The sequence below is a fragment of the uncultured Psychrobacter sp. genome (assembly GCF_947500265.1).
Lineage (GTDB): Bacteria > Pseudomonadota > Gammaproteobacteria > Pseudomonadales > Moraxellaceae > Psychrobacter.
Genome location: NZ_CANMRN010000001.1, coordinates 147349 through 164437 on the forward strand (window position 1 = coordinate 147349; position 17089 = coordinate 164437).

The window sequence follows — 17089 nt, forward strand, 5'->3', positions numbered from 1 at the left end:
GCTGACTACCCACGTAATGTGCTACACCCCAACTGACGAGGACGACTATTGTGTTAGAAGCTTATCGTAAACATGTCGAAGAACGTGCTGAGCTAGGAACTGTACCCCTACCACTAAATGAAAAACAAGTAGTAGAGTTGGTTGAATTATTAAAGAACCCGCCTGCAGGCGAAGATGCGTTCTTAATGAACCTATTAGAAAACCGTATTCCTGCTGGTGTTGACCAAGCAGCATACGTTAAAGCGGCATTTTTGGCTGCTATCTTAAAGGGTGAAACATCATCACCACTTATCAGCAAGCAAAAAGCTGTTGAAATTCTAGGCACTATGCAAGGTGGCTACAACGTTCAGCCATTAGTTGCTGCACTAGATGATAGCGAAGTTGCACAAGACGCTGCTGAAGCATTAAAGAAAACTTTGCTAGTATTTGACGCGTTCAATGACGTGACTGAAAAAGCAGAAGCTGGCAACACTATTGCGAAAGAAGTGATTCAGTCTTGGGCTGACGCAGAATGGTTCTTGAACCGTGCTGAAGTACCAAAGAAAACCACTTACACGACGTTTAAAGTAACTGGTGAGACCAACACGGATGACTTATCACCTGCGCAAGACGCATGGAGCCGTCCTGATATCCCATTACATTCACTAGCCATGCACAAAAACTCTCGCGACGGCATCAATGCTGACGAAGAGGGCGTTGTTGGCCCAATGAAGCAAATCGAAGCGCTTAAAGAAAAAGGCCATCCGCTAGCCTATGTTGGTGATGTTGTTGGTACTGGTTCTAGCCGTAAGTCTGCAACCAACTCAGTACTTTGGTTGATGGGTGAAGATATCCCTAACGTGCCAAACAAGCGTGGCGGCGGTCTAGTACTTGGTAACAATATCGCTCCTATCTTCTTCAACACGATGGAAGATTCTGGCGCATTGCCAATCGAAAAAGTGGCAGTTGATAACCTAAACATGGGTGATGTATTTGACATCTATCCGTATGAAGGCAAAATCACTAAGCATGACTCTGACGAAGTACTATCAACGTTCTCACTAAACTCACCAACATTGCTTGATGAAGTTCGTGCTGGCGGCCGTATTCCATTAATCGTTGGTCGTGGTTTGACCAATCGTGCTCGTGAATACATGGGTCTTGGTCATTCAGACATCTTTGCTAAGCCAGAAGAGCCAGCTGATACCGGTAAAGGCTTTACGCTTGCACAGAAAATGGTTGGTAAAGCTTGTGGCCTGTCAGGCGTACGTCCAGGTATGTACTGTGAGCCTAAGATGACGACTGTCGGCTCTCAGGATACGACTGGTCCGATGACACGTGATGAGCTAAAAGACTTGGCATGTTTGGGCTTCCAAGCAGACCTAGTGATGCAGTCATTCTGTCATACTGCTGCTTATCCAAAGCCAGTTGACGTTGAGACTCAGCACACACTACCTGACTTTATCATGAACCGTGGCGGCGTAAGCTTACGTCCAGGTGATGGTATCATTCACTCATGGTTGAACCGTATGCTACTTCCAGATACCGTTGGTACTGGTGGTGACTCGCATACTCGTTTCCCAATGGGTATCTCGTTCCCAGCGGGTTCTGGTCTAGTTGCTTTCGCAGCGGCAACTGGTGTGATGCCACTTGATATGCCTGAATCTGTCCGTGTTCGTTTTGTTGGTGAGCGTCAAGCTGGTATCACCCTACGTGACCTAGTACATGCTATCCCTTATCAAGCAATTAAAGAAGGTTACCTGACGGTTGATAAGAAAGGTAAAATCAACGAGTTCAACGGCCGTATTCTTGAAATCGAAGGTCTAGAAGATTTGACCGCTGAGCAAGCGTTTGAATTGTCTGATGCCTCAGCTGAGCGTAGTGCTGCTGGTTGTACCATTACTTTATCTGAAGCATCAGTGACTGAGTACCTAAACTCAAATATCACGCTGCTTAAGTGGATGATCTCAGAAGGCTATGGCGATGCACGTACGATCAGCCGCCGTGTTGAGCAAATGCAAGAGTGGTTGGCTAACCCAAGCCTCATGCGTGCTGACGACGATGCTGAATACGCTATCGACATCACTATCGATATGAGCGAAATCAAAGAGCCGATCCTTTGCTGCCCGAACGATCCAGATGATGCAAAAACGCTAGCAGACGTGGCTGGTGATACGATTGATGAAGTATTCATTGGCTCATGTATGACTAACATCGGTCACTTCCGTGCCGCTGGTAAATTGCTACAAGACGTGCCAGCAGGTAGCTTGAAGACTCGTCTATGGATTGCACCACCTACTAAGATGGATGCACGCCAGTTGATGGAAGAAGGTTACTACAACATCTATGCACAAGCCGGTGCTCGTACTGAAATGCCAGGTTGTTCACTATGTATGGGTAACCAAGCACGTATCGCACCGAAATCTACTGCGGTATCGACTTCAACTCGTAACTTCCCGAACCGTCTAGGTCAAGGCGCTAACGTATACCTAGCTTCTGCAGAGCTTGCAGCAGTCGCAGCGGTACTTGGTAAATTGCCGACTAACGATGAGTATCAGCAGTATGCTGGCATGCTAAACAGCATGGGTGATGAAGTCTATCAATACATGAACTTCGACCGTATGGAAGACTATACTGAAGAAGCAGACAAGATTAACGTCGCTCAGTTAACCTAATTTTGGTTGCAGCTTAAGCAAAACGTTTTTAGGTTTTAATAGTTTTTAAGTTTTAATAATAGAATAACCCCGTATCGTCATGATGCGGGGTTTTTTATTGATAACTCTAAGAAAACTAGTATTCATTTACAAACTTTTATTGAGTATCTATAATCAAAACCAATGGTTGATAATTTTCACTGACGATTTCTACTTTTTACGACTGAGATAAAAAGCCCTATGGAAAATAATATTAAGCTTGATAAAGCGACTCCGCCGCCACTGCCCAGATCTACGATGGCTAACAATCATAGCGCTGAAGCAAATTATGGCATCATTGATTGGTTCAAAAAGGGCATGAGAAATTACACGAATTTTTCTGGCCGTGCGCGCCGTAAAGAGTATTGGTATTTTTTTCTAGTGCAAATGGGTGTGATGATCGTTGCAATGCTACTGGATGCGATAATATTTAGCTCAGAGACAGGTTTATTTTACATAGTAGCGGCACTTGGTTTATTTCTGCCTGGTCTTGCCGTGACTATCCGTCGCTTACATGATACTAGCCGCTCAGGATGGTGGTTTTTGATAGGGATAGTGCCACTGATAGGCTCTATTATATTGCTAGTATTTCTAGCGAGTGATACCAAGCCTGAAACCAATAAATGGGGTCTACCGGCAAAATAGTCCGGTTAAAACAGGCGATAATCGTTAATAAAACGGCTTACGCCTGTTTACAAATGTCCTCACTGATTTTTGAGTTTAGTTTCTGTATAATATAAATGCAGGCGGAAACCGTGGCTCTGCACTTTATTTATCTTTTCTAACTCGGGACGGACCGATACTTTGATATGCACTTATGTGCTTTGGAGTCTTGGTTGATAACCTTATCCCCAGTTAAACGCCGAATTGTCTATGTGATTGTGTTTGAGATTCTGGCAATCATCTCCTCTACCTTTGTACTAATGAAGCTTAGCAATAGTGATGCATCAGAATCGCTGCCCGCTGCTATGATGATATCGCTCGCTGCCATTATTTGGAACTTCGTCTACAACACCGCTTTTGAGACTTGGGAGCAGCGCAGGCATATAGCTGAGCGTACGCTGCTTATTCGTAGTGCGCATGCGCTAATTTTTGAAATCGGTCTGGTATTGATCTGCTTGCCAATATATATCGTCTGGTACGATGTTGGCTTGATCGAAGCATTTATGATGGAAGCGGCTTTGATGGTTTTCTTCTTAATATACAACTTCGTTTTTACCTTTATTTTCGACAAAATATTTACTTTGCCTTATCATTATAACTCCGCGACTGCCTCTTGATTAAAAGTACAGATAGAAAAGGGCTACCATATTGGTAGCCCTTTTTTGATAGCATCGTTGTTTATCTTTTTATTTACCTTGATATACAGGTTTACGCTTTTCGATAAAGGCGCTAACCCCTTCGATAAAGTCATCAGTTTTTGCCATTACGGTCTGCTGTTCTACTTCCGTATCTAACGCCGCGCTCAAACCAGCGAAGGCGTGTACGTTGAAGCTCTCTTTCATAGCGGCCAACGCTTTGCCTGGTAGTTGGTTCAATCGTAGCGCCAATGCTTGTACGGTGGCTTCTAGCTCGTCAATACTTACCACGTTGTTCACTAGATTTAAACGTGCCATGTCTTCAGCTTTCAACTTATCACCTAGCATTACAAGCTCAGTGGCTTTTGCTGCACCAACCAATTGGTTTAATAAGTAAATACCACCTGCATCTGGAACTAGGCCAATATTAACGAACGCTTGTACAAACTTCGCATTGTCTGCGGCAATTCGGAAGTCACAAGTAAGCGCCAAGTTCATGCCAGCACCTGCCACGGCACCTTCTAATTTAGCAATAATCGGCTTATGTATATGACGTAATTTTAAGCTGACTTCGCCTGCGCCTTCTACCATGCCTCTTAATTTGTTTGAAACAATATCCTTGTCTAATCCTTCAGACAACATCTCTTTAATATCGCCACCGCTTGAGAAGTTACCACCAGCCCCTTGTAAAATAATCACTCGTACTTGATCATCTGCAGCCGCTTTATCTAGCGCTATCAAGACTTGGTTTTTTAAGGGTGTGCCAAAAGCGTTTAAGCTTTTTGGATCGTTAAATGTAATGGTAGCAATGTGCTCTGCAACTTGATAATCGACGAGAGACTGTGACATTTGAGATTTCCTTATTTTAAATGACTGTTTTAATATTCTGTATCAATGACAATGGTACGAAATAAAGGTAAAAATGGTTCAATGCTGATTACTATAGCAGCTTGCTATGATTATAAAAGCGTGTTTTGTGGGCGCTTAAGACACATCTACATACTGGTAAACTTTCCTATTCTATCGTAAAAGCTGATGCTAACTAATGGGACAAAACGACTGGCTCGTAAAAAGGCTATGACCTAAGAGGCTAATGGATTATGCTAATATGCCAGGTTGAGCGTAAAAGAGTCGTAAAAGACACAAGGGTACGCTCGAACTTTCATTGATCAAACAAGGATGTGGTTATGCCAACTATCACTGTAAATAACGCTGATATTTATTACGAAGACAGCGCACCGAATGACACACAAAAGCCCGTTATCGTATTTGCTCACGGTCTACTGTGGAGCTCTCAGATGTATGACAAGCAAGTGGAGCACTTTCAAACAGACTATCGTTGTATTGCTTTTGATTTTCGCGGGCAAGGTCAGTCTCAGGTTACCAAATCTGGCTATGATATGGAGACGCTGACTGACGATACGCTTGGCTTACTTGCAGCGCTTGGTATTGATAAGTGTCACTTTGTTGGGCTATCTATGGGCGGGTTCGTGGCTCAACGTATTGCGCTCAAACGCCCTGAGTTGCTGTTGTCATTAACGCTGTTAGAAACCTCTGCTGACCCTGAAGATCCAAAAAATATACCTCAGTATCGCAAGCTGGTTAAAGCGATTCGCTGGTTAGGTATGAAGCGTGTGAGTAATAAAGTGATGCCAATCATGTTTGGCAGTACGTTTTTGGCAGATAAGCTGCGTAAATCTGACCGTAAGCAGTGGCTAACAATGCTACAAAGCAATCGCAAGGGCGGTGTGGTCAAAGCAACAATGGGTGTGATTGAGCGTACAGGTACTTATGAGCAGTTGGGTGAAATTAAAACGCCGACACTGATTGTGGTAGGTGATGAAGATGCCGCCACGCCTTATGCCAAGTCTGAACGCATGCACTTTGCTATTACTGGTTCTAAGCTTGCTATTATCAAAGGTGCTGGTCATACATCGACAGTAGAAGAGCCTGAGCAAGTGAACCAAGTACTCCGTCAGTTTTTGGAAAGTTGTGCTTAATGTAGCTACTGTTCGAGAGCTTTAAAGCCTCATATCTATAAAAAAACCTAAGCAAATATCTATATAAAAAAGCCGCTACCTGTTATTTGATAGCGGCTTTTTGCATGGTGCAAGTTGTTAAATGGCAGACAGTTATCTGTATCAGCGGTGACAGCTACATTCGTGAGCTGTACTGGCTATGTCCGTCATCAATGGTTCCAAAGGCTTCTGCGCGATTAACAATTTCAGTCGCCCAAGCACGGTGCGTCGCAGGCTCTAGCATCGTATTATTGTACTTAAACACCGCTTTGGCCTCAGAGTGAAGGATCGCTTGTGCTTCATCCAATGTACTCAATGGCACACAGTAAGCTTGCTGTACTAGGGCAATTTGGCTTGGATGAATGACAGTTTTGCCTACCATCCCTAAGCTGACGTCTCGGTTCAGCTCTTGCATAAACAGCGTCGGCTGATCCAAGTACTCAAATACTGGCGCGGTAAGATAAAAACCATGCGGCACAAAACAGCCAAGCATTTGATAAGCCAACGTACCGATAGGCGAGTCATATACAATACTGTTTTTTGGGCGACGTAAGCGCAGTGCTGCAAATAAGTCATTGCCACCGATACGTAATGCAAAAACTGGCTGACTAAACGCTTCTTTAAAAGCGATGGCAAGCTCCTGATTGTGATGCGGATTAAACAGCGCTGCGGTTTCGAGCGTCGGCATAAGTAGTTGATCTACTTTTAGGTTCTGACAAGCCATGCGCCAGTTAGATAAGCTATACATATCGACTTTCGGCATGACGAAACCATCGATGAGGTCAATATGAGTATAGTCAGACAGTTGCTGTAGCATCATCGGGCTACGTGGACGTATAAAAACCAATGGACGTGTCGGATGCTGGGCATGAATCGTCGCTGATTTAGATGGCGCATTGATGCTATTCACATGCTCTGCCCAAGTATTCAGGAGGGTTCGCAAACGCTCAAGCGCCAACTCTACATCCTGCTGACTGACCGCATCCTCTAGACAGATAATAATACTATTAATCGTCGGTAGTTTATCTCGCTTGATGACTTGCCAAATATCTTGGCGAGTCGCAGGCATGTATAAGCTAGCACCGAGCTGATATGGATGGTGCGTGTGCGGTTTGACCATCGCATGACGCTCAGTGATCAGATGCGCATAAGATTGGGTATCATTGTAAAGGTCTGACTCGGTTTTTAGCATATCTGACATAATTGGCATCATAAGTAGAGAGTATAAGAGAACGAAAAAGAAAGTATTTAATACTGGTAAATGTATTAAGTGTCTTGGGAGCGCTGCTTGATAAGCGTGATGGCTTGATAAGGCAGTATTTTATCACCTAATACACTGATAGTGATATTTCGTTGCGCACATAAATGGCGTAGCAGTACGGTATCAGGGTGCTCAGCGGTGGCGAGCAATATACGCTCTGGATCACGGCGCAATATGGCACGTGTTGCCTCAGCAATAGTCGGCTTAATACGGTTACGATTGACAATATGATAATCTGCTGCCAACGTCTCTATCAACGCAGCCGTCTGGTAGCGTGGCTGCTGGTAAGTCGGTAAACGCGCTGGAGTAGTAGCCGATGATCGTCTCGTTGCATCTATATGCTCGATAAATGCCAAGCTGTGATCTACCTCAATTAAATCATCATAAAAGACACTGCGATGCAGGCCTGATGACGGCTCCGTGTATAAGCTGCGTGAAATTAATCCCGATACGGTGCTATTCAATAAACCCGATGGGATCAACCAGTCTTCTTCACTTGCCGCCAGCCAAGCAACGCCAGCCGGATCGGCAAGAGTCAGTAGTGGAATGACGTCAGCGCCTTGATGGAAAATGTTGGCAAAATTAACATGAGTAGAATCGCTAAACGTCTCTAGACTACGAGCCAACTCTTGATAGATGGCACCTTTACCTGTCCAGCCATCGACGAATACAATCGGACTGTTTGGATAAGCTTCCAGTAGCATTTGCAGGGCCACTGGGTCAAGACCACGATCCCGAATGATACTGATGCCATAATGTACACTTGGCAAGCGATAGCTACTGTCTGTATCCGACAGCGCACGTTGCAATAACACGCCAATCGGCAAACCTGCTCGTACCAAACTGACCAAAACCAGTGGATGCTCATCACTCACATTCTGCTGAAAAACATGATATAGCGTATGAGATAAATGAGCGATATCGGTCGCGGTTCTTGTTGACCCTTGCTCTAATGCCTGCTTGTATAGCTGCTCATGCATTGCAGTAGGTGCTTGCTCTAAAGTCAGCATGTCAGAGTAATGGCGTTGGCCGCTTTGGATAAGGGCTTCTTTTTGACTGACGGGCACATCGGCAACCGCGTCTTTATCCACCATATCGAGTAGGACAGTCACATCGCTTGCAAGATAGCTGCCTGAGCCATAGTTTTTTAAATCGGCTCTTTTGGTCTGTATATTAGGAAAAGTCATAGTATGAATAATAGCACTCGGAATGATAACAGTGGATTTGCGTGGCTGCAGTTTAGCCTGACGATTTAGACGGGTATTGCTCATGCAATTGGCCATGATTGGGCATACCGTACCAGTCCAATAACTGTAAGAAAGGCAGGTCAGCTAAGCTATCACCAAAACCAAAACTGGGACGCTGATGGTCTAAATGATGCTCTAATAAAAACTGTACCGCATGACGCTTATGAACGACATGGGGCAATATCGCTAGGTTATTGGCATTCACATGTACATAGAAATCTTGATCAAAATCACGTATCAGAGTGGGCAGTTTTTCAGCTAAATCTACGAGCGCTTGATGATCTTTTTGCGCATGTTTGATAGCCAGATAAATGGTTAGCTCTTCATCAACGGAACCATTGTTAAAGCTATCGATATGCGGTGTAAATACTAAATGACTTTGCTCGCTTTGACTATGATTGGCAAATAACTGGCTTAACTTAGTAAGCTTAACTTGCAATGGCGCAAGCTTACTATACATATGCTGCTGCCAACTGCTCAGCAGCGCTCCGTCAGACATTAAAATAACCGCTCCATGGGTTAATACTTGCCAACTATCAAAAGGCAGCTTCACACGTTTTATTTCACTACGATCCCTTGCCGTCACTACAATTAATTCAGTACTAGCAAGCAACCAATTAAAAAAGGTTGCTTGGCGCTGGCTCATAAAACTCAAAGGCTCGTCTTGTTTATTGACCGTCGCACAAACCAAAGTTTCACGCTCAGTAGTGGGTAAGTCCCATGCATCAATTTTACGCTGGGTTTGGAATAACGTATCGTCTAAATCCATCAAGGCATAAGGCTTGATGATATCTGGGTTGGCTTTAAAAAATGAGGTAGTCATGGTGTCGTCCGTAAATAATAGGTTTGAAAGTTAGAGAGCAATTTAAAGACTAGGGCCCACCACCAGCACGTTATCTAAACCTCGCCACATAGCATCCACACTATCAGCTGATGTTTCTATACACAACACAATCAAATCCCAATCACTAGGCTCAACGTTATAAGCAAAGTTGGTCATACCAAGCCCGTAATTATCGCTAAAGCTCAGCATCGTGGTAATCGCTCCACCAAGCGCAATCGGTGAACGGGTTAATGCACTAAAATTAACCATGGACGCTGTATCTCCGCTCAGTTTTTTAGACTCTATTTCAAGCCATTCAGCCAATAAAAATGGCAACCAAACAAACTCATTGCTACCCAAGACTAAGATTTTTCTTGGTAGCTGAGTAACATCAAAGTTTTCTTGGCCATCGAAGCGCGTAAATGCAGCTTGAAAACTCGAAAGATAGTTAGCAAAACCCTCTGTACTGTCTAGTGTTGGAAAACGCCCCCAATTACCCGTATCACCGAGCGCCTGACTACCAGCGGCAGTAGTATCAACAGATGGCATTGTAATAGGTTCAGGATTGGGTGCATCAGTCCATTGCCATGCGCCAGACAGTAAATGATGACGATGAAACTCAATACCAGCGAGACGATCGGCCATACGTGTAGGCTTAGCATCTGACTGTGGATTAGATGTTTCTTGATCTAATGACCAGTCTACCAATGTTGTTAGATGCACTTGCTCTAACTGGCTCAGTCCTGCTTCACGTAAGGCAGTGACGACATTCACACAGGTATTGCCCGTTGAGGCTTCATCATCGACCATAATCAGTGTTTTACTGGCCAGTAGCTGCGCTTGAGTAACGCTATCTTTGCTCTGATAAATCAAATGCTGGCTCGCATGACTGTGGTCTTCACAAAATGTCGTCAGCAAGGATTTGGTACCATTCGGATCACTACTTTCATCGTGCTGTGCATGACGCGTAGAGTTTAATAGCAGAGCTGGAGGATAGCGCGTTTGCAATGCTTGATGGACGCCAGCAGATAGACCAACAGCGGTCTCTGCCATACCAATGACTAGCACTGGCTCGGCCAAGTCACTAGGCACTAAGTCAGCTAAATCAGTAAATGCCTCTCGCATAGTGCTTGGCGCAACGGGAATATGACGACCTAGTACTTTTGAGACAAACAAAAACGCACGCTTTGGATTAATACGCTGGGCAAATCCTAGCAAATCTTCTAACTGATAATGGGCGTGTTGTTCTGCGCCATTTTTATTAGTGACTGATTTATTAGTGGCTGAGTTGGTTTGATAAGTTAGATCTAGCGTACCACGGGGTAGGGTGATGGTCGTACTGTGTTGCTCATTTAACATTCATATTCCTTGGCGCTTTTAATTATATGTCGTCGTAGATTTTTAACCCTGACAGCCAACCAGCCATAAGGCACTGCGACTTTGCTTGCTTAGCTGAGGTGTGGTAAGAGGCGTAGCACTGGTCAAATCAGACGTGTTCTCCAAACTTATACCAGCGCTCGCCAGTAGGGCAGATAATAACTGAAATTTCACCGCATAGTTCATATTTTGTGCATGTTCATGAACCAGACTTGATGTGACCATACCGACCACCTCTCCAGTCGGCAATAATAAAGGACTACCACTAGATCCAGGCTGAATGGGTGCGGTGAATTGCGTATGACGGATATCGTTATTTAAACCTGTCAGTCCTGATATACAGCCTTGAGTGACTTGCAGTTGGCTACTCAGTCCTGATAACGGAAACCCCAGTGTGGTAATAGTCTCACCCAATATATCAACACATTGCTGCGCCAGTGGGAGGTAGCTAGGCAAAGGATCGCTAACTCTAATAATAGCTGAGTCGCTTCCGATATCGCTGAGTACGACTTGTGCCTCGCGATCAGGCTGACCTTGCTGACGTATGCCAACCATCGCTGCTGACTCAATTACATGATAGCAGGTCAACAGATGATAGGGATCAATAGCAAACGCTGTTCCTGTCCAAGTCTCGCCTGCTTGTACATGACGGGGAGGGCGAGCTTCGTTATTTAGTTGAATACGCTGCTGCTGTTGCGCTTCTTGAATAAGCGTATGTGTGCTAGGCGGACGAACATTCAGACTAACCTGTACATGATGCTCAAGGCTTGCTAAGCCTTGCGTTGATGCCTCACCAAGCGCCCGACATTTGAACTGTCCATTACGCTGATATATTTCTAATATAATCGCCGCTTTGACATGCCGCTCGTTCGTTGTGAAGTTATAGCGAATATCTCCGTTGTTGAGCGTGAGGCTTACGTCGTTCAACTCTACCGCTGGCAAGTTTAGGCTTGGCTCATGATAAACATAAGCAATCAGTTGTAAGAAACTAACGCCAAGCGTATCAAATAGCTGGGGTAAATCTAACTGCCATGTACTTGGATTATCCTTGTTATCGAGCTGAGCCCAGTCTTTAGACTCATGTAAATAAGCAGGACTACAAACCGCTTTACGATGGGCATCTAATGGCAACCACAATAGTCCAAGCTGCTGTCCAAACTCTAATGGTTTAGTAGTAGAAAATGCGATCGCACACTTTGTATTTTCGATAACCGTATTGGCTCCTAGCACTAATTCGACTTGCTTCGACATCACATTTCCTTAGTTTATTTGCGCGATTATAATTATTTTTATTGTTTAATGATTTTATCTTTGAGACTAAAGTCTGACTATATAAAGGGTTTTGATTTTGTTTTAAACCTACCATTCCAAAAAGAAAAAACGCTAATGGATGTTTTAATAAACAATTAAGATTAATTGCATAATAGATATATCAAGATATATAGGTTTAAATAGTTTCAAAATCCCTTTTAATAATTAATTCCTTTTAGAAAATAATGATGAGGTTTTATAGTCTAGCCATTTGTCGGTTAATGTAGCCACTTATCGGACAAAGCCATGTAGTGTATTGCTACAAAACCAAATTCCAGTGATAATACAATCAAAATCTATTGCTATTTAGTAACTCTACTGTGACCAAGTGTTATCTGTAAAGTTTAAAAATAGTATTTGATTTAAACCTATTAATTCTAATCTTATTTTCAAGCTTATTGCTGTTTCTCGATTAATGAATTTCTAGTAGTTAGAGCACTTGTATGCTTAATAACTATAAAAATCGAAGTTTCATCTACTGAATATAGTTCATTTCTTATAATATAAAAGATATATAAAAACTGTCACATGGTTGATGTCTGCATATCTTTTATATTGTGAGAAAGCCAGTTGGTCGGACCTTTGAAACGTTATTCACATCAGTTTATCTAAATGGCTTGATATAAGAAAGCGTAGCAGTATTTTAAGAAAAGGAGTGCTCTGTGAAATTCTCTTGTGCATTAGAAACGTCTTCTGAACGTATTCGTCTGGTCAATGTTATTTCGCCGCTTATCAAAGCAGGTTATCAGCTGGTTTCCCAAAGACAAGAGGCTTCAGAGAATGGTGGTAATATCATTCATGTAATCGCAAGAAGCCTAGGCTCTAAAACGCAAGCAGATCTAATCGATGACTTGTCTTCAATTGAAGGCTGTACGCTTTTTAATCTAGAAATAGATGAAGAGGGCGGCTCGTCAGCTGCCCCTGCAAAAAAGACATTGGATGAAAAAAGCGTCTTATCAGCCATCGGTGCTTATTACCCTAAAATAGCAGATATTGTCAGCCAGTATGAGGATAGTTTACCTATTGAGCGACGTGTGACTGCATTGCAAGAGTTGGGTCGTAAGGTTGGCGGCGGTATTTACCAGCGTGATTATTCACTTGGTAGCCCACTAAAGATGCCTACTACGATCACTCGTGAGCTTGTGCCAGCACTAAAAGGTCTGTCTAAAGTTAAAGCAAAGAATAATGTGATCTATTTAATCAAATGTCCATTCTGTAAGTCGTCAGATCATACTCACTCAGGATGCCATTTTATTGTGGGCTATATAGAAGGCTTTTTGGCAAGCAACCCTGCTATAGATGTGGTTCAAGTTAAAGAGACTAACTGCGGCGCAGGCAGTACCAATATTTGTGAATTTACCATTGGGTAAGAAAAACTGCGTGTAGATAATTTCATGTCTATGCAAAAAAATCAACGAGCGAATGACGCACCATGTTGCAATAAAAGTAACGTTATTTGACTCAATTCTTATGATAGATAAAAGGCAAAAAAATGATGGAAGTTGAATATAACTTACTTTTGGTGTTGGTCTCATACGCCATTGCAGTATTTGGTTCTTATGTTGGCTTAAACCTTGCCATTCGAGTACCTTCTGCTAAGCCAGGAACGGATTTGTATTTTTGGGTAGCGCTATCATCGATTGCTATCGGTGGTGCGATTTGGTCTATGCATTATATCGGTATGATGGCTGTAGATATGAAGATGCCTGTGACTTATGACTTAGGGCTAACAATTGTCTCAATGCTACTCGCGATTTGTTTCGTTGCAGTTGGTATTGTTATCGTAGGTCGTGGTGAACCAAGCGTTGCTAAGTTAATCGGTGGCGGCGTACTTACTGGACTGGGTGTTGCAGCTATGCATTATACCGGTATGGCCTCTATGCAGATGGACGCTACCATGTCATACAATATACCGCTGCTTATCTTATCGATTGTGATTGCTATTGCAGCTGCTATCGCTGCGCTATGGTTGGCATTCAATCTACGTGGTACATTACAGCGTTTTGGTAGTGCCTTCATCATGGGTCTGGCAGTTTGTGGTATGCATTACACTGGGATAGCCGCGATGGAAATGACGATGACTGATCACTCAATGTCTATGGATTATACGCATGCAGGTGCCATATCTTCATCAATTATGATCTTCATCGGTTCAGCAATCGTATTGAGCTTACTATGGGTCATTGCTTCTAAAAACGCACCTAAGCAAGCAACACTAGCATTTGGCGAGTAATTTTAAACGCTCATTTTTAATATCAATTAAAAATGAAAATAAACAAGGGTTTTTAGATATTAATCTAAAAACCTTTTTTGTGTCTGTTCAAATCATCTGCTAACCACGTGTATGCGTAGCGGATTATTTATTCATCATCCTTTTCAATTTTGACACTCATCATAATAGAGCGTACTTGGCATGGTTTAATATGCTGAATATTGGTCTCTAAGTTAGGTCTCTCTGATAGCCCCAACCAATAAGAAAATCCAGCTTGAGTCAAATCAATCCCACTATGAGAGGTATACCCAATGCCACCTGATGGACGGCTATTAATTTCAAGAACTCGGTGCTGACCGCTATCATCAGCTTTGGTCTGTACACTGACGATACCATCACAGCCAAAAGCCCTAATCAATGGGATTACGACATCCATGACAGACTGCTCATAACCAACGTGTTGTATCTTTCCTGTTTTATGACGAGTGACAGCAGCTAGGACTTCGCCATATTCACAGACTACATCGATAGAGTACTCTTGCCCTGACAGATAAGGCATTAGCAGCATTGGAATAGGGCGCTCGTGTACCATTTGGCTGTTGGTATAGGCATTCACAAACTGAGCTGTGTTGATTTTTTTCTCTTCAGTAAAATATAAGTGCTCAAAGCTATCATATTGCTCGCCATATTCTTTACCAGAGTCCAGTCGCCAAAACCCTTGGGCAAAAATACCGACAACAGGTTTAACACATAGAGGCTGGTCACCATGCTCGGCTAATAAAGCCTCAAGCTCCGCCGTATTGTCAAAACGCCATGCGTCTGCCACTGGAATGTTATGAGTGTGACAATGCTGCATAAAAGCAAATTTATCATCGATTGATTCTAGTGCCGTTACGCTGGTTGCCCCCGTCAATAAGCGAATACCCGCAGCGTCAAATTTTTCACGATGCACTTCATAATCAATACCATTGCGTCCAGTTAGTATTACTTTTACGTTATGCTTCTGAGCTTGCTTCAATACGAACTGCCAGCGTGGTATAGCAGTTTCGGCAGTCGTTTGGATATCAGTATCTACGATCGAGTCAGATGGCTCACGATAAACCATATCGGCGAATTCGAAAATCTCAGGTCTATCATGACGGTGTGAGGCAATAACTTGAAAAGGGTTATTTGATTTGCTCTTTAGACTTTGTAAGCTCTCCAACATATCACGCTGGCTAGATTGACCTTCAGCTAACCACGCCGCTACTGGCATTGAAGGGTTACTATTGTCAGCAAGATTATTCATAATTCTCTCAGCGTTATCATTAGGTGTAGGGGAATGGGCAAGTCAATACTGCTACTGCAAATCTAGTATTAATACTAGCAAAGGTATACGGTTCAATAGGACGTATTATATACAAATGATATGCGTTATAAACGCCTCTAATAAAATAGTCATAGGGATTTGTAAGGATGACTTTAGCGCTTATATCGTGATTGTCTGGTTCAAAAAATTCATAATATCCATGCTACTATATGATGATAGTCAGCATGACAATGACAACAGCATAATAAATAATCTAAAGGACATATGATGAGTCAAAACCAACCTCAAAAATTAATTGCAGGTGCCAATGCGCCACTACCAACTGAAAATATTAGCATTCGTATTTTAAGCCAAAATGCTATTGATTGTGCTGCTTACCGTCTGACTACTGACGGCAAAGTACGCGGTGATGGAGACATGATATTTTATGGTCAGACACGTAGCGATGATGGTAGTGTTAGCTTTCGCGGTCATGACAGTGATGGGTTTTTTGATATCAATTTGTCTGCACAGCCTGCAAGTATTGAGAAAATTGCCCTAGCGTTCTCTAGTGCGCAAACACTGTCGCAAGTTGGCGATGTGGATATTCAAGTATTACAGGGCAGTCAAGTGCTGATGACCTGTCAGCTGAGTAGTGCAGGCCGTAACGAAAAAGCCATTATATTAGCTGAATGCTATCGCAGACAAGGAAGCTGGAAGTTCCGTTTTATCGCACAAGGATTTGAGGGAGGGTTAAAACCTTTGTCTGAGCATTTCGGTGTGGAAATCGCTGATGACGTACCTGCCCAAAATCATAACCCTGTACAAAGCCAACCTCAACCTATCAACACGCAGCGACCAATCAATACGCAGAAAGCAGGCAACACGTCTCAAACTAACAACCCACCACCAATTCCTGCTAACCCTTCGATTAACTTAAGTAAAATCACCTTAACTAAAAACCAATCTAGCATCAATCTTAAGAAACGTGATGATTTCGGCAAAATTTCGGTCAATTTAGACTGGAACCAACGCCCCCAAAGTGATAAAGCAGCGCCTAAGAAAGGGATACTGGGAGATCTGTTTAAGCAGCATCAATCAAACGGTATCGATTTAGATGTCGGCGCTATGATCCATCTAAAAAATGGTGAAAAAACCCTGATTCAAGCGTTGGGAAATCGCTTTGGTAGCTTGCAATCAGCGCCTTATGTTTGTTTACGTGCGGATGATAGAACGGGGCAGGTAAGCGGCGGTGAATGGCTGGATATCAATGGTCAGCAATGGTCGCAGATTGAAGAGGTGTTTATCTTTGCATTTATTTACGAAGGCGCACCTAACTGGGAAAAAACTGATGGGGTTGTGACTATCCATGTGCCAGAGCAATCACCGATTGAGACACGTTTGACCGAAGGTGCGGGTAATCTACCAATGTGTGCCATTGCCCGTTTGGTTAATCAGCAAGGCAGTATCAATGTTGAGCGTATCAACCAATACTTCAAAGGTCACCAAGAAATGGACAAAGCATTTAGCTGGGGCTTTAGCTGGAAGCGTGGACGTAAATAGTGTTTTTTAAGATATACAC

At 43.1% G+C, this 17089-nt stretch carries 14 protein-coding genes; 7 read left to right on the forward strand and 7 right to left on the reverse strand.

The window, feature by feature from the left end; translation table 11 throughout:
• Positions 1-50 precede the first annotated feature (50 nt).
• The 3 genes from acnB to Q0788_RS00650 all read left to right on the forward strand — a co-directional run bounded on the left by acnB (position 51) and on the right by Q0788_RS00650 (position 3952).
• Positions 51-2654 (forward strand): bifunctional aconitate hydratase 2/2-methylisocitrate dehydratase, encoded by a 2604-nt coding sequence (gene acnB / locus Q0788_RS00640; RefSeq protein WP_298807215.1) that lies wholly within the window; start codon positions 51-53, stop codon positions 2652-2654.
• Positions 2655-2873: 219 nt separating this feature from the next.
• Positions 2874-3317 (forward strand): DUF805 domain-containing protein, encoded by a 444-nt coding sequence (locus Q0788_RS00645; protein ID WP_227676897.1) that lies wholly within the window; start codon positions 2874-2876, stop codon positions 3315-3317.
• A gap of 191 nt (positions 3318-3508) precedes the next feature.
• Entirely contained in the window at positions 3509-3952 is a 444-nt protein-coding gene (locus tag Q0788_RS00650; protein ID WP_298807216.1) for a PACE efflux transporter, read from the forward strand.
• Between the two features lie 69 nt (positions 3953-4021).
• Here the strand turns inward: Q0788_RS00650 and Q0788_RS00655 are convergent, their stop codons facing one another.
• Complete coding sequence (locus tag Q0788_RS00655; RefSeq protein WP_298807218.1) at positions 4022-4819, reverse strand: enoyl-CoA hydratase-related protein; 798 nt, start codon at positions 4817-4819, stop codon at positions 4022-4024.
• A gap of 338 nt (positions 4820-5157) precedes the next feature.
• On the opposite strand from Q0788_RS00655, the gene Q0788_RS00660 reads away from it, so the two are divergent.
• A complete protein-coding gene (locus Q0788_RS00660; RefSeq protein WP_298807219.1) occupies positions 5158-5970 on the forward strand; it encodes an alpha/beta fold hydrolase in 813 nt (270 codons plus the stop codon).
• 154 nt (positions 5971-6124) lie between these two features.
• Here the strand turns inward: Q0788_RS00660 and Q0788_RS00665 are convergent, their stop codons facing one another.
• The 5 genes from Q0788_RS00665 to Q0788_RS00685 form a co-directional block, all read right to left on the reverse strand.
• Positions 6125-7189 carry an HpcH/HpaI aldolase/citrate lyase family protein gene (locus Q0788_RS00665; RefSeq protein ID WP_298807220.1) on the reverse strand — a complete coding sequence of 355 codons (1065 nt, stop codon included), beginning with the start codon at positions 7187-7189 and terminating at the stop codon, positions 6125-6127.
• Between the two features lie 65 nt (positions 7190-7254).
• Positions 7255-8436 carry a cysteine protease StiP domain-containing protein gene (locus Q0788_RS00670; RefSeq protein WP_298807663.1) on the reverse strand — a complete coding sequence of 394 codons (1182 nt, stop codon included), beginning with the start codon at positions 8434-8436 and terminating at the stop codon, positions 7255-7257.
• 52 nt (positions 8437-8488) lie between these two features.
• A complete protein-coding gene (locus tag Q0788_RS00675; RefSeq protein ID WP_298807222.1) occupies positions 8489-9319 on the reverse strand; it encodes an HAD hydrolase family protein in 831 nt (276 codons plus the stop codon).
• Positions 9320-9361: 42 nt separating this feature from the next.
• A complete protein-coding gene (locus tag Q0788_RS00680) occupies positions 9362-10678 on the reverse strand; it encodes a phosphoribosyltransferase domain-containing protein (RefSeq protein WP_298807223.1) in 1317 nt (438 codons plus the stop codon).
• Between the two features lie 42 nt (positions 10679-10720).
• Entirely contained in the window at positions 10721-11947 is a 1227-nt protein-coding gene (locus Q0788_RS00685; protein WP_298807224.1) for a trypsin-like peptidase domain-containing protein, read from the reverse strand.
• 722 nt (positions 11948-12669) lie between these two features.
• Between Q0788_RS00685 and Q0788_RS00690 the strand changes: the two genes are divergently transcribed.
• Entirely contained in the window at positions 12670-13377 is a 708-nt protein-coding gene (locus Q0788_RS00690; protein WP_298807225.1) for a hypothetical protein, read from the forward strand.
• A 122-nt stretch (positions 13378-13499) separates the two neighbouring features.
• On the forward strand, positions 13500-14240 hold the full coding sequence (locus tag Q0788_RS00695; RefSeq protein ID WP_165596807.1) for an MHYT domain-containing protein: 741 nt from the start codon (positions 13500-13502) through the stop codon (positions 14238-14240).
• A gap of 127 nt (positions 14241-14367) precedes the next feature.
• On the opposite strand, the gene Q0788_RS00700 is transcribed toward Q0788_RS00695, so the two are convergent.
• Positions 14368-15507, reverse strand: coding sequence for an ATP-grasp domain-containing protein (locus tag Q0788_RS00700; RefSeq protein ID WP_298807229.1), 1140 nt, complete (start codon positions 15505-15507; stop codon positions 14368-14370).
• A gap of 288 nt (positions 15508-15795) precedes the next feature.
• On the opposite strand from Q0788_RS00700, the gene Q0788_RS00705 reads away from it, so the two are divergent.
• Positions 15796-17070, forward strand: a complete 1275-nt coding sequence (locus tag Q0788_RS00705; protein WP_298807230.1) for a TerD family protein — start codon at positions 15796-15798, stop codon at positions 17068-17070.
• The last annotated feature ends 19 nt before the right edge of the window (positions 17071-17089 follow it).

Excerpts from the sequence above, each read along its gene's own strand:
- Q0788_RS00675 (WP_298807222.1), bottom strand. The coding sequence starts at position 9,319 with ATGACTACCTCATTTTTTAAAGCCAACCCAGATATCATCAAGCCTTAT.
- Q0788_RS00655 (WP_298807218.1), bottom strand. The coding sequence starts at position 4,819 with ATGTCACAGTCTCTCGTCGATTATCAAGTTGCAGAGCACATTGCTACC.
- Q0788_RS00645 (WP_227676897.1), top strand. The coding sequence starts at position 2,874 with ATGGAAAATAATATTAAGCTTGATAAAGCGACTCCGCCGCCACTGCCC.
- Q0788_RS00705 (WP_298807230.1), top strand. The coding sequence starts at position 15,796 with ATGAGTCAAAACCAACCTCAAAAATTAATTGCAGGTGCCAATGCGCCA.
- Q0788_RS00680 (WP_298807223.1), bottom strand. The coding sequence starts at position 10,678 with ATGTTAAATGAGCAACACAGTACGACCATCACCCTACCCCGTGGTACG.
- Q0788_RS00685 (WP_298807224.1), bottom strand. The coding sequence starts at position 11,947 with ATGTCGAAGCAAGTCGAATTAGTGCTAGGAGCCAATACGGTTATCGAA.
- Q0788_RS00700 (WP_298807229.1), bottom strand. The coding sequence starts at position 15,507 with ATGAATAATCTTGCTGACAATAGTAACCCTTCAATGCCAGTAGCGGCG.
- Q0788_RS00670 (WP_298807663.1), bottom strand. The coding sequence starts at position 8,436 with ATGACTTTTCCTAATATACAGACCAAAAGAGCCGATTTAAAAAACTAT.
- Q0788_RS00695 (WP_165596807.1), top strand. The coding sequence starts at position 13,500 with ATGATGGAAGTTGAATATAACTTACTTTTGGTGTTGGTCTCATACGCC.
- Q0788_RS00660 (WP_298807219.1), top strand. The coding sequence starts at position 5,158 with ATGCCAACTATCACTGTAAATAACGCTGATATTTATTACGAAGACAGC.
- Q0788_RS00665 (WP_298807220.1), bottom strand. The coding sequence starts at position 7,189 with ATGTCAGATATGCTAAAAACCGAGTCAGACCTTTACAATGATACCCAA.